The organism is Gracilibacillus timonensis, from assembly GCF_900086715.1.
Taxonomy (GTDB): Bacteria; Bacillota; Bacilli; order Bacillales; family Amphibacillaceae; genus Gracilibacillus; species Gracilibacillus timonensis.
In genome coordinates, this window is record NZ_FLKH01000012.1 from 1,151,683 (window position 1) to 1,164,266 (window position 12,584).

13 protein-coding genes are annotated in these 12,584 nt (G+C 40.5%); 2 read left to right on the forward strand and 11 right to left on the reverse strand.

What is annotated here, in order from left to right; translation table 11 throughout:
* Positions 1–144: 144 nt before the first annotated feature.
* The gene (locus BN6556_RS16700) at positions 145–504 is read left to right on the forward strand and encodes a VOC family protein (protein ID WP_066193539.1); all 360 of its coding nucleotides are present in this window, start codon (positions 145–147) and stop codon (positions 502–504) included.
* Positions 505–567: 63 nt separating this feature from the next.
* Here the strand turns inward: BN6556_RS16700 and BN6556_RS16705 are convergent, their stop codons facing one another.
* A complete protein-coding gene (locus tag BN6556_RS16705; RefSeq protein WP_066193541.1) occupies positions 568–942 on the reverse strand; it encodes a hypothetical protein in 375 nt (124 codons plus the stop codon).
* A 140-nt stretch (positions 943–1,082) separates the two neighbouring features.
* Between BN6556_RS16705 and BN6556_RS16710 the strand changes: the two genes are divergently transcribed.
* Positions 1,083–1,997, forward strand: coding sequence for a VOC family protein (locus tag BN6556_RS16710; protein WP_162840605.1), 915 nt, complete (start codon positions 1,083–1,085; stop codon positions 1,995–1,997).
* A gap of 78 nt (positions 1,998–2,075) precedes the next feature.
* Here the strand turns inward: BN6556_RS16710 and BN6556_RS16715 are convergent, their stop codons facing one another.
* The 10 genes from BN6556_RS16715 to BN6556_RS16760 form a co-directional block, all read right to left on the reverse strand.
* Complete coding sequence (locus tag BN6556_RS16715) at positions 2,076–2,465, reverse strand: GNAT family N-acetyltransferase (RefSeq protein ID WP_066193549.1); 390 nt, start codon at positions 2,463–2,465, stop codon at positions 2,076–2,078.
* 162 nt (positions 2,466–2,627) lie between these two features.
* The gene (locus BN6556_RS16720; protein WP_066193551.1) at positions 2,628–3,611 is read right to left on the reverse strand and encodes an AraC family transcriptional regulator; all 984 of its coding nucleotides are present in this window, start codon (positions 3,609–3,611) and stop codon (positions 2,628–2,630) included.
* A 474-nt stretch (positions 3,612–4,085) separates the two neighbouring features.
* Positions 4,086–5,345 (reverse strand): threonine ammonia-lyase IlvA, encoded by a 1,260-nt coding sequence (gene ilvA, locus BN6556_RS16725; RefSeq protein ID WP_066193552.1) that lies wholly within the window; start codon positions 5,343–5,345, stop codon positions 4,086–4,088.
* Positions 5,346–5,425: 80 nt separating this feature from the next.
* Positions 5,426–6,127 (reverse strand): aspartate/glutamate racemase family protein, encoded by a 702-nt coding sequence (locus BN6556_RS16730; RefSeq protein WP_066193554.1) that lies wholly within the window; start codon positions 6,125–6,127, stop codon positions 5,426–5,428.
* 25 nt (positions 6,128–6,152) lie between these two features.
* Entirely contained in the window at positions 6,153–6,926 is a 774-nt protein-coding gene (locus BN6556_RS16735; protein ID WP_066193556.1) for a class I SAM-dependent methyltransferase, read from the reverse strand.
* A 65-nt stretch (positions 6,927–6,991) separates the two neighbouring features.
* Entirely contained in the window at positions 6,992–7,570 is a 579-nt protein-coding gene (locus BN6556_RS16740) for a hypothetical protein (protein WP_066193558.1), read from the reverse strand.
* Positions 7,571–7,662: 92 nt separating this feature from the next.
* The gene (locus BN6556_RS16745; RefSeq protein WP_066193560.1) at positions 7,663–8,586 is read right to left on the reverse strand and encodes a manganese-dependent inorganic pyrophosphatase; all 924 of its coding nucleotides are present in this window, start codon (positions 8,584–8,586) and stop codon (positions 7,663–7,665) included.
* Positions 8,587–8,663: 77 nt separating this feature from the next.
* Positions 8,664–9,908, reverse strand: a complete 1,245-nt coding sequence (locus BN6556_RS16750) for a glutamate-5-semialdehyde dehydrogenase (RefSeq protein ID WP_066193562.1) — start codon at positions 9,906–9,908, stop codon at positions 8,664–8,666.
* A complete protein-coding gene (gene proB / locus BN6556_RS16755) occupies positions 9,901–11,028 on the reverse strand; it encodes a glutamate 5-kinase (RefSeq protein WP_066193563.1) in 1,128 nt (375 codons plus the stop codon). Before proB ends, BN6556_RS16750 begins: the two co-directional genes overlap by 8 nt.
* A gap of 322 nt (positions 11,029–11,350) precedes the next feature.
* Positions 11,351–12,430 carry a branched-chain amino acid aminotransferase gene (locus BN6556_RS16760; protein ID WP_066193565.1) on the reverse strand — a complete coding sequence of 360 codons (1,080 nt, stop codon included), beginning with the start codon at positions 12,428–12,430 and terminating at the stop codon, positions 11,351–11,353.
* Between the last annotated feature and the right edge of the window lie 154 nt (positions 12,431–12,584).

Here is a 12,584-nt window from a genome sequence, read left to right on the forward strand (position 1 = left end):
TTATTATAAAAGGGATAAATATAAAAAATAATAACGAAATTTATATTATTAATGTCTATTTTTGCGAAATGCATAGGTTAAGTAATACATGGAAATGCCTCGGGAAATATGATAGGCTTAGCATGCAGGAAGGAGATTGATATCATGTTAATAGGGATTGATCACGTTCAATTAGCGGCTCCGGAGAATAGCGAAGAAGCGGCTCGTACTTTTTTTGCGGATATATTGGGGATGGAAGAAATCGAAAAACCGGAAAATTTAAAAAAACGTGGTGGAGTTTGGTTTCAGTGCGGTGCCCAGCAGTTACATATTGGCATTCAGCAAGGATTTGCGCCTGCCACCAAAGCACATCCAGCCTTCGCCATAAAAGATATCCATCAATGGAAAGAAAAATTAACCAACAACGGTGTAGTCATCAAAGAAGATGAACCGCTTGAAGGAGCTGAAAGATTTTATGTCGATGATCCTTTCGGCAATCGATTGGAGTTTTTAGAACGTCTCTAATTCATAAGAATAGGATAAAGGGTGCAGACTAGACAGCGTTGTTGTGTTTCCCCTTTTTCTTTATTATGATGAGAAGAGCAGCTTAGGCCCTTTTAGCTGATTACGCTGTTTTTGCAACCGTATCATCATCAGTATATCAATCAGCAGGCTGACAGCCAATCCCACGGTAAGCATCATGTTTAACTCATGCAAAAACAACAACCAAAACACCGCAACTATTGTATATAGTGCAGATAAACCATAGCATACCAAACCAAACATTAACCAGAAAGATCGTTTGGTTAGATAACCAATGATAAACGATAAAATCAGGATAAAGACAGTAGCAGTGACGATAAGAAATAGATAGTTATCCGCACGCCAATAGAAAAAAACCTGTGATAAAAGACCAAGACACCATAAAACAGAAAAAAAGAGCACAAACTTGCTTCTTTTCACATCCATTCCTCCTTGTAAGCATCCTTATTTTTAGCAAGCGCTTTCTTATTCGTGCTTCTAAAGCATAACATAGGGACCAGACGCTGTATAGGATCATTATATGATATGATAGATATAATCTAATGAAGGAGGAGTATGCCATGCAGAAAATAGTTTATCACCTTTGGTATGACAAAGAGGCAGAAGAAGCAGCAACGTTTTATACTTCTATTTTCCCGGAGTCAGATATCATGGAGACAAACATGATACAAGACACGCCGTCTGGTGATGTAGCAGAAGTCTCATTCAAGCTTTGGGGACAGGAATTTACGGCGATCAGTGCTGGGCCATATTTTAGCTTTAATCCCTCGATTTCCTTTATGGTAAACTTTGATCCAGCACGAGACAAACATGCCAAGGATAAGCTTGATGAGGTTTGGGACAAACTAGTGGATGGTGGCACGGTTTTAATGCCACTTGATACCTATCCATTTAGTGACCGTTATGGATGGATTCAGGATAAATATGGACTCAGTTGGCAGTTGATACTAACGAATCCCGAAGGTAAGGAGCGTCCTACCATCCTCCCCTCACTTATGTTTGTCGGGGACCATTGTGGAAAGGCAGAAGAAGCAGCTCAAATGTACTTGTCGGTGTTTAAAGATAGCCGTCATGGCTTCCTCGCTCGCTATCCTGCCGGAATGGAGCCAGATCAAGAAGGATCTGTTATGTTCTCTGATTTCATGTTGGAAAATCAATGGTTTGCTGCCATGGATAGTGCCCAGGATCATTCTTTTTCCTTTAATGAAGCCATTTCATTCATGGTCTATTGCGATTCTCAAGAAGAACTGGATGATTATTGGACAAAATTGTCGGCAGTGCCGGAAGCAGAACAATGTGGCTGGTTAAAAGACCGCTACTCTGTCTCTTGGCAAATCGTTCCTCGCGAGCTTGAGGTATTAATGAAACAGGCAAGTCAAGAAAAGCGACACCAAATAAATCAAGCTATCTTGCAAATGAAAAAACTGGATATTCAAAAGATAAGAACGGTTTATAATAATCCGTCTCGCGCTTAGCTTTAGTTGATTGCAGAGAATATTAAATGGGGCAAGTTGGTTGATACATAAGTATGAACGGACTTGCCTTGAGTTGTTTTAGCGTTTACTCTTGAGTTGCGTCCAAATAGCTTTGGTATAGGCAATCTCCATGCCCATTTTTTGCATATTTCGCATGCAAGTACTAGCAAACGCCGCTTGTCCGACAACCAAATCACAATGATCTTGCAAGGCTTGTGCCATTCGCCAATTGATCAATGCGGAGTGACATCCTCTCCCCCTATACTGCGGAAGCGTTGCTGCAGCTGCTAATACTGCCGTTTTCCCTTGTTGGTAATACACACCAACTCCGATTGGTGCGTCATCTTCTTTAGCGAGAAAAAAATGCCATCCAGGTTTTTTATACAATACTTGATTATTTACTGCGATACCCTCACTTAAACTGCTTGGTAAACCAAAGCCCTCAGCATAGATAGCATCAAACGTCATAAAGTCCTCCATATGCATTTCGGTAATCGTAAGTGCAGATTTCCTTCTAATTGTTTCAACGTATGTAAACGAGATGATAAGGCATTGCTTTCCGCGTTCTCTATTCTTTTTGTCAACGAGAGTGAAAGACCAGATAGCTGCATATTATTCTTCCATTTTTTGCTAAATTTCCTCTTTCCGTATTTGTTGTTTAAAATCCTTAGGGGTCTGATTAAATTTCTTCTTAAACAAACGATAGAAATAACTGATATTTTCATAGCCAACCTCTTCGGCAATTGCCTGGATCGACAAATCACTATACATTAACAAATTTTTGGCAACTAGTAATCGCTTTTCCTGAACCAAATCTTTAAAATTGGCATTGGTTAACGTCTTAATGCGCTTACTTGCCCAATAGCTAGATTGTTTATATTGAGCAGCCAGCGTTTGCAGGCTAGCCGTCTTGTAATGGTTTTCAATATAACGAAACACCTCTGCTACAAAAGCGTGCTCTGCTGCTTGCGTTGCGTTTTGTTGTGATTGGTGCTGTTGTTCTGCTAATTCAAGTATCAATAACCCCATCAAAAATTTGATCTTCGACTTAGCTAAGATAGAATCATTCATCATCTCTATTAACAGCTGTTCCATTATCTCCTGGATACGAGCAGAACCGGAAACGGGATAGTACAAAAATTGGGCATATTGATCATAGTTAAACATACTATTCATCAAAAATTGGACCATCTGGTTTTGAATAAATCCGGAAGAAAAATTGGACAAAATATAATCAAAAAAGGCCGGATGAATAATAAAGTTAATCACAATATCTTCTCGGCCGCACGCAGCTAGTTCATGTTCAATATGTTGATTGAGCAGCAAGATATCTCCCTGTTTTAAATGGATTTTTTGATCAGCTACCTGTTGTCGAAATTGCCCACGAAAGACATAATTCATTTCAATAAAATCATGAGTGTGTTTAGGGAAATCGATAAAACGAGGGTGCTTACGGATCATGATCAGCTCGTCTTTTAGAAATTTATCACTTTGCACGACAAAGTCAGAGGTCATATCCGTATACATTTTCTTGTTGACCGCTTGATTTCCAGCTAAAATGGCTTGTTCTTCCGGTGTCTCTTGTGCTAGTTTCTCATACAGGACAGACTGCATAGGATCCACTCCATTCAACAGGTTGATAAGTAAGGTTAGACGAAACCTTGTGCGCAATGGTGAGATGGATTATCTATAATCGACCATTGTTAAAAGAAACTCCTAAGATTAAAATTCCCATCATCCACCCTGATACTACCTGAAATGCCTTTTTCATCGTCCGAAATTCCCCTTTTATCATAGCCAGACTAACCCCCTAACCTTAAAGTAAGAGCCATCGGCACCCTGGGGTTCGTTCAAAGTTAATATCATTCGAGATTCTATTATACAGTAATATGCTTTCCTAAGATGATATTTTTTTACCTTATTCAGAAAAAACGAGCAAAATTTGTCCGGTGCTTTACCGACCACTCAAAGTAGCCACTGAACTGCTCGTTCATTCAAGGTCAAAATCATTCCAAGTCCTATTATAACAACGATTATAATATACTTTCGTTTACAAAAAAGGGCTTATTTAAGCCCTTTTTTGATTCATCATATTAACAGCTGGAATAATTGTTCATCTTTGTTAATCTCGATATAGGAGAAGCCGTTCTTCTCCATCCGTGACAGTAATAAATGATAGTCTGTGGCATGCTGTAGTTCAATTCCTACCAATACAGGCCCTTTATCACGATTATTCTTTTTGGTGTATTCAAAACGAGTGATATCATCACCTTCGCCTAATACTTCACTCATAAATTCGCGTAAAGCCCCAGCTCGTTGCGGGAAATTAACGATAAAATAATGCTTCAACCCTTCATAAATCATGGAACGCTCCTTAAACTCCTGCATACGATCAATATCATTATTTCCACCACTGACGATGCAGACAACGTTTTTTCCTTTGATTTCATCTTTATAATAATCCAATGCCGAGATAGGTAAAGCCCCGGCAGGTTCTGCGACAATCGCGTTTTCATTATAAATATCCAAGAGGGTTGTACAAAGCTTGCCCTCCGGTACTACAGCGATATCATCGATAATCTCTTTGGCGATATCAAATGAAATATTCCCAACCTGCTTCACACTGGCACCATCGACAAATTTATCGATCTTATCTAGCTTTACATTTTCCCCTTTTTCGATAGCGGCTTTCATCGATGAGGCTCCCTCTGGTTCTACTCCAATGATTTTAGTGTCTGGACTGATGCTATTTATGTAAGAACCAACACCAGAAATCAAACCTCCGCCACCGACTGCCATAAAAATATGAGAAATAGGTTCTTCCATGGTATCGAGAATTTCAAGACCTATCGTGCCTTGTCCAGTAATGGTCCTTGTATCATTAAAAGGATGAATGAAAGAAGCGCCGTGCTCTTCACAATATTCCATCGCTTGTTCAAAGGAATCATCGAAAGTGTCTCCGATTAGACGAATTTCAACATAGGATCCGCCAAAAAATTCGACGCGGTTCACCTTCTGTCTCGGTGTTGTACTTGGCATGAAAATAACACCTTTAACACCTAATGCTTTACATGAATAAGCGACTCCTTGTGCATGATTACCTGCACTGGCACAGACGACACCGTTTTGTAGTTCATCTTCTGTTAAGCCTTGCATTAAATTGTATGCCCCGCGGATTTTGAACGAACGCACCACTTGTAAGTCTTCACGTTTTAAATAGACATTACAATCATACTTATCGGATAAAATCGTATCACGCTGTAATGGCGTTTTTACTACCACATCTTTTAATACTTGATTGGCAATGATGATATCTCTTACTTGAATTGGATTGACTTTTGTACTCATTCTAAGACCCTTCCTACTTCTGTTTATTACTATTATACTAACATAAAGAAAACAAATAGAAAATATATTTTGCTTCTTACCTAATCTTTTTTGACTATTAGTGCATCATGGACTGCTGTTGTAGCGTGGATCACTGTCGTATCAAAGAGTGGCACTTCTATATCGCTTGACTGAATTAATAAGCCAATCTCTGTGCAACCTAAGATAACTCCCTCCGCTCCATTGTCGACTAGATCCTGAATCACCTGTTGAAAATACGCTTTCGATGATTGCTGTATTTGTCCCAGACATAATTCTTCGTAGATTATTTTATTAATCTGGATTCTTTCCTGTTCATTTGGTATCAACACACCAAGCTCGTTATCCTTCAAGTGTGATTTATAAAAGTCTTGTTCCATTGTATATTTTGTTCCTAGTAGTCCGATGGTTTGGACATCCGTTTGCTGAATATGTTTCACTGTAGCGTCGGCGATGTGAAGGATGGGGATCTGGATTGATTCCTGGATCATGTCCGCGACTTTATGCATCGTGTTGGTACAGATGACAATAAAGGACGCACCTGCACGTTCTAAAGCTGCAGCGGCTTCAGTAAGGATATTTCCAGCCTCTCGCCAATTTCCAGCAGTTTGATGTGTTTCAATCTCTGCAAAATCAACGCTGTATAAGATACAGGATGCGGAATGTAATCCACCTTGTCTTCGTTTCACTTCTTCATTGATTAAGCGATAATACTCTGCAGACGATTCCCAGCTCATTCCACCGATTAAACCAATTGTTTTCATCATTACTCTCCTCATATATTAGTAATCATATATCCATTATCCCATAATGAAATAATGATGTTTTTCTTTTTAATTGTGTAAAACCAAACTGAACAAACCGTTTACTCTGCCAATGGTCTTTCAAAACAACTCGTCTGCTTGCTACTCGTTTGGCCTCTTCTATCGTTAGCTCTGACAAGCTATTCGACAGCACGGTTCCTTGAAGTGCTTGGATATGGATTGATTCGGTAATGGTTTCGGTAAACATGGGATCAAAATAAACGACATCATAACTGTTGTCTGGAAGTGTCTGCAAATGCGATAAATGCTCAAGACCGATTACTTCTATGCGACGCATCGCCTCATTTAATATTGGGAAACCGGTATCTAGTGTAGATAGTCCTTCTTTTAGTAAGATAGACAACGAGGCGCTCCCCTCTAATCCGGTAACCTTACCAGCCTCTCCTACTACCAGACTCGCAATCGTGCTATCACACGCTAGGCCTAAGGTACAATCTAACAAGGACATTCCTGTCTTTAATCCCGTTGCGGAAATAAAGGTATCAGACTCCCCGTTGGCTATACGTTTTGCTCTGATCATTGCCAAACTGGGGTGAAAAAACACCTTTTCTGTTTGATGCAGGGGGGAAAGATACAGCTGATCACTCCCGACAACAAGCACATCCTGCTGATATTGTCTTTTCAAGGCAGTGATCGAATCCTTCTTGCGCGTTACATAATGGAGGTTATATTGGTTGGATAACTGCCGTGCTCGCTCCGTTAAACTGGCCTTCGTACGTCCTGCTGTTGTTATAATCATTGCCTCAGTTCCTCTTTATTATTTATCACGACTATTATACCTATCAGTCTGGCTGACATGATTTTTCACTTGATTAGCTTCCCCCTAAACACATAAGCCTCTTGGTACCCCTGCAATACCCCTATATGCTGATCTGGCTCTGTAAAAAAGGATTGGTTTATCCCACTAACGGCACCTTCTTGATCTACATAAGCCAGTACGGCAAATACTGCCTGTTCATTCCATGTTTCTTGCGGAAAGGTATTTTGTGAAATAAGATAATCCTCTCGTTCTCCCTCCCCCGTCAGTTCGAAGGTGACACTGCCACTGGAACCCTCGTCTATCATGGCCATCGCTCCAGTTGGCGTGTAGGCGAGTTCAGACATCGAAAACAAAATAGATCCCTCTCTGTTTTCAATATGACTAGATAATACATTCATTCTTTCTTCGACTAATTCCCCATTTTCATAGCGATCTACCCAAAGTTCGATCTCTTGATAGTCCTCGGTTAATTGATAATCAAACACCGAGACATTATCAGAAAGGGCATTGATAATCAACTGCTCCCGATTGGTTAACTGGCTGGGTTCGATGCTGTTTTGTTCATTATCGGTACACGCGATTAGGAAACAAAAAGTAATCATCGCTACCATCTTTTTTAACAATCGACTCCCCCCTGTTTTTCTCTAAATCATTGGGAAATAAGACAAAGACAGGTAATCCCTTGTCACCTGTCTTTGATCATGATGTTGGTCTGTTAAAATACGTTCTGCAAATTCGGAACGACTTGTTTCTTGCGGGAAACGACACCTGGTAGTGGAGCTGTTTGATTATCTAATGTCACATCAAAGGCAGCTTCTACCTTGGCAAGTTCATCCCCTGCTGCAAGTATGACGGAATCATTATTCAAGATATCTGTAATAACAAAAGCAAACAAGGATAGTCCTTTATCGGCAATGGTTTTCTCAATAACCGGTTCAATTTCTTGGCGGAGTGCTAACACGTCATTTATTTCCACGGTATTCACTTGAGCGATTTCTACTTTTTGACCATTCATATCAAATTCCTTGGCATCCATGGTAATCAGTTCTTGCGCAGATTTATCACTAAGATCTGCACCTGCCTTAAGCATTTGGAGACCATAAGTTTCTGCGTCTACCCCGGCAATAACAGCTAGTTCTTTCGCAGCTGCTACATCTTGTTCCGTACAAGTAGGGGATTTGAATAATAAAGAATCAGATATGATGGCTGACAGCATTAAACCAGCAATATTCTGTTTCATTTCTACGCCGTGTTCTTTATATAGTTTGTTTAAAATCGTTGCCGTACAACCAACTGGCTCTGCACGATAATAAAGTGGATCTTTGGTTTCAAAGTTGGCGATACGATGGTGGTCAATAACTTCCAGCACTTGTACGCGATCAATATCATCAGCACTCTGCTGACTTTCATTATGATCCACCAAGATGACTTGATCTACTTCATCTGATACATTCTCTACCATACGTGGTGCTGCATGCTGGAACTGATCTAACGCGTATTGTGTCTCATTGTTAACCTCACCTAAACGAACAGCCTCTACATCTTCTCCCAAGGCCTGTTTCAACTCCGCATACGCAATAGCTGAACAGATGGTGTCCGTGTCCGGATTCTTGTGTCCAAAAATTAATGTGTTTGTCATCTCTCCATACTCCTTTTTTCACTTGTGTTTGCAACCTATCGTACATTATACAGGAACTGTTGGCAAAGAAAAATAGTTTATTTGATTTGTCCATTTCCATACAATAAATATTTATTAGAGGTTAATGCTTCTAAGCCCATTGGTCCACGCGCATGCAATTTCTGAGTACTAATACCAATCTCGGCACCAAATCCAAATTCGAATCCATCAGTAAAACGAGTCGAGGCATTATGATAGACGGCTGCGGCATCGACTTGATTCATAAAATCAACCACATGCTGCTCATTATCGGAAACAATCGATTCCGAGTGGGTAGTGCCGTATTGATTAATATGATCAATGGCTTCTTGAACTGATTCAACGGTTTTGATCGCCACAATGTAATCATTAAATTCTTCATAAAGGTCTTCTTCTGTAACTGGGTGGATATCTTCCCCATATTTTTGAGTGAAAGTATCACCGCGAATTTCTACATTCTTCTCTTGCAAGGCAGAAATTAACTTAGACAGGTGTTGTGCTGCCCAAATTCTATCTACTAATATGGTCTCCACCGCATTACAAACAGATGGACGTTGTGTTTTTGCATTAACAGCCACTTCAATAGCCATCTGCACCTCTGCAGATTCATCAATAAACAAATGACAATTTCCCGCTCCTGTTTCTAATACTGGTACCGAAGAATTGGCTACTACGGTGTCAATTAGATTTTTCCCACCTCTTGGGATTAGTACATCGAGATAGTCATTTAATTGAAACATGTCAGAGGCTGTTTGCCGGCTTGTATCTTCGATTAATTGTACCGCACCGTCTGGTAAACTCGATTGCTTTAAGGCGTCGTGGATAACCTTCACCAACGCCGTATTGGAACAAATGGCAGATGAGCTACCGCGTAACAGTACGGCATTCCCTGTTTTCAAACACAGGCTGGCTGCATCAATTGTTACATTTGGTCTCGCCTCATAAATCATGCCGACTACACCGATTGGCACACGTACTTTTTTTATAAGGAGACCATTTGGGCGTTCCCATTCCTCCATTACCTTACCAATTGGATCGGTTAATTCGGTTAACTGAACTAACGCATCAGCCATTTCTTCGATGCGTTGTGCATTTAAGACGAGTCTGTCGATCAAGGATTCACTTAACCCATTGTGACGACCATTATCGATATCACGCTGATTTTCTTGAACAATAAACTCTGTTTGTTTTCGTAATTCACTTGCCAAGATGAGCAATGCCTGATTTTTTTCCTTCGTTGTACTCGTCCCGAGGGCCGTTGTCGTACCCTTTACTAGTTGTGCCTTTTGTATTAAATCACTCATAGTAATACGCCTCCTTTATAGATAATACCAAGCGATCTCGATGAATCACTTCTGGCTTGCCTCGATCGGATTGCTTCATGGCTACCTTACTGGACTCTCCCTTGGCCTTGATTAGTTCTTGGGAAGAGTAGTTCACCTGCCCTTTAGCAATTACTTTGTCATCAAAAACGACATCAACGACATCGCCAGCCATAAAATCACCTTCTACCCATTTGATACCTGCAGGAAGTAAACTTCTGCCATCATGGATAACGGCTTCGCTGGCTCCCTTATCGATATGAAGCTTACCTGCCGGATTGGAATGGAAGGCAATCCACTGTTTTTGTTTACGATAGTTACTGGTTAAATCTTCGCCAATATACGTCCCGTCTCCCCGGTTTTCCATAATGTTTAGTAACTTATTTTTCCCTGATCCTGTTCCGACAAATACCTTCACACCAAGGGAAAGGGCCGTTTTTGCTGCCAGTAGTTTTGACTTCATCCCCCCTGTGCCAAACTTCGATCCGGAATCGGTGTTGGTTTGCTGGACAATATGCTCCGATAAACGATTCAAACGGTCATAGCGTTTAGCGGAGGGATCTGTGTTCGGATTCTTATCGTATAATCCGTTAATATCTGTAAGAATAATCAAAAAATCGGCGTGTACCAGTCCACTGACCAAAGCAGAGAGCATATCATTATCCCCAAAGGTTAGTTCATCAATAGCTACCGTATCATTTTCATTAATAATAGGAATAACATCACGTTTTAATAATTCGGTTAGCGTAGAAAAAACATTGCTGTACTGCATCTCATTACGGAAGACATCCTTGGTTAAGAGCAGCTGGGAAGTAACCATATTATATTTCCTAAATTCGTCAGTATAAGCTTGAATTAACAAGCCCTGCCCTACAGCAGCTGCTGCTTGTCTGCCAGCTACTGTGACAGGTCTTGTCGGATAACCCAAGTCAAAGAAACCAGCGGACACCGCGCCGGAAGAGATCAGAATGACCTCGACATTTTGTTTTTTTAGTGCAGCAATAGCTGACGTATGTTCCTGCAGTTTTAATAAGTCTAAACCACCATTTTTGTTGGTTAACGAACTACTGCCAATTTTCACCACAATTCGTTGCTTTGCCATCTCATTCACGCCTTTTATTATGGATGCTAAAAGCCCTCCTCATCCTTGATTATAAGGACGAAAAGGGCTAATTCCGCGGTACCACCTTGTATTGATCATCATGTGACGATCCTCTTAAGCTCGCTAACGCCGAGTAACGGTTAAGTTTACGCTTAACAGTTCATAGAGCAGGTTCATTGATCTAGCGGGCGATGGAACCTTTCAGCCGGTGGATTCCATTCTCTGCATGCCATAGCATCAACTAATGACTCTAATCATTACTTTTGGATATAGTTTCTATCATTATAGCCAATTTCGCACGATATCTCAAGCATTATTTTTCTTAAACAAAGCTGACGGACGTGGTCCAGTTGAATACGTCTTTTTCCGTGCCATATTGGATACCGGTAAGTGTATCATATAATCGTTTCGAGATTTCACCGATTTCGCCATTATTAATAACCATTTTCTCATTTCCCCAAGCTAATTCGCCTACAGGAGAAATAACGGCAGCCGTACCGGAACCGAAAGCCTCTTCTAGCTCTCCTTTTTGATAATAATCATAGATTTCTTCCATCGTGATACGGCGCTCTATAATGGGAAGCTCCCAGTACTTTAACAATTCAATAACGGAATCTCGTGTGACCCCTGCGAGGATACTACCGTTTAGCTCTGGTGTAATAATCTCGCCATTAATTTTAAAGAATACGTTCATGCTGCCTACTTCTTCGATGTATTTCTTTTCAACACTGTCTAGCCAGAGTACTTGTTCATAGCCTTCTGCAGAAACAACTTCTTGCGCTTTCAAACTGGCGGCATAGTTTCCGGCCGTTTTTGCTTCCCCGGTCCCGCCTTTCACTGTACGTGCATAACGACTCTCCACTGCAATCTTAACCGGGTTGATACCTGATTCATAATAGGCACCAACAGGAGAAAGAATCACGATAAACTGGTAAGTAGCCGATGGCGATACACCCAAATATGGTTCTGTTGAAATAATAAAGGGACGAATATACAAAGATGTACCCGGTGCGCTTGGTACCCAGTCTTGATCAATATGTACCAAGTGTTTAATGGCATTGATGCCAAATTCTTCGTCGATTTCAGGGATGCACATTCTTTCGTTGGAATGGTTTAAACGCGCCATGTTTTTATCTGGACGGAACAACTTGATTTGACCTCTATCTGTTTTGTAAGCTTTTAAACCTTCGAAAACAGTTTGACCATAATGAAAAATGATCGATGCAGGATCCAAGACAATTGGCTGATACGGTACAATGCGCGGGTTGTGCCAGCCTTCCTGTGGTGAGTAGTCTTGGATAAACATGTGATCGGTGAAGTATTTTCCAAAAGAAAGCTGATCATCTTGAGGTTTTACCTTTGGATTTTCGTTTTTGATATAGGTGATGGTATACTCTGACATAAAAAAGACTCCTTATTTAAAAATTCTACATACCCTCTATTTTATTACTAAATGAGCAGTTATGACAACTATTTATTCTCGAAAAGCTGATAAATAACGCAAACCATCTTATCGGAGATAGTCAGAATGGTAGTTTTGATTTGATGTTTCCTTC

Bases quoted from the DNA above. Each gene is read 5' to 3' on its own strand.
- BN6556_RS16700 (WP_066193539.1), top strand. From the start codon at position 145: ATGTTAATAGGGATTGATCACGTTCAATTAGCGGCTCCGGAGAATAGC.
- BN6556_RS16710 (WP_162840605.1), top strand. From the start codon at position 1,083: ATGCAGAAAATAGTTTATCACCTTTGGTATGACAAAGAGGCAGAAGAA.
- BN6556_RS16715 (WP_066193549.1), bottom strand. From the start codon at position 2,465: ATGACGTTTGATGCTATCTATGCTGAGGGCTTTGGTTTACCAAGCAGT.
- BN6556_RS16720 (WP_066193551.1), bottom strand. From the start codon at position 3,611: ATGCAGTCTGTCCTGTATGAGAAACTAGCACAAGAGACACCGGAAGAA.
- ilvA (WP_066193552.1), bottom strand. From the start codon at position 5,345: ATGAGTACAAAAGTCAATCCAATTCAAGTAAGAGATATCATCATTGCC.
- BN6556_RS16730 (WP_066193554.1), bottom strand. From the start codon at position 6,127: ATGAAAACAATTGGTTTAATCGGTGGAATGAGCTGGGAATCGTCTGCA.
- BN6556_RS16735 (WP_066193556.1), bottom strand. From the start codon at position 6,926: ATGATTATAACAACAGCAGGACGTACGAAGGCCAGTTTAACGGAGCGA.
- BN6556_RS16745 (WP_066193560.1), bottom strand. From the start codon at position 8,586: ATGACAAACACATTAATTTTTGGACACAAGAATCCGGACACGGACACC.
- BN6556_RS16750 (WP_066193562.1), bottom strand. From the start codon at position 9,908: ATGAGTGATTTAATACAAAAGGCACAACTAGTAAAGGGTACGACAACG.
- proB (WP_066193563.1), bottom strand. From the start codon at position 11,028: ATGGCAAAGCAACGAATTGTGGTGAAAATTGGCAGTAGTTCGTTAACC.
- BN6556_RS16760 (WP_066193565.1), bottom strand. From the start codon at position 12,430: ATGTCAGAGTATACCATCACCTATATCAAAAACGAAAATCCAAAGGTA.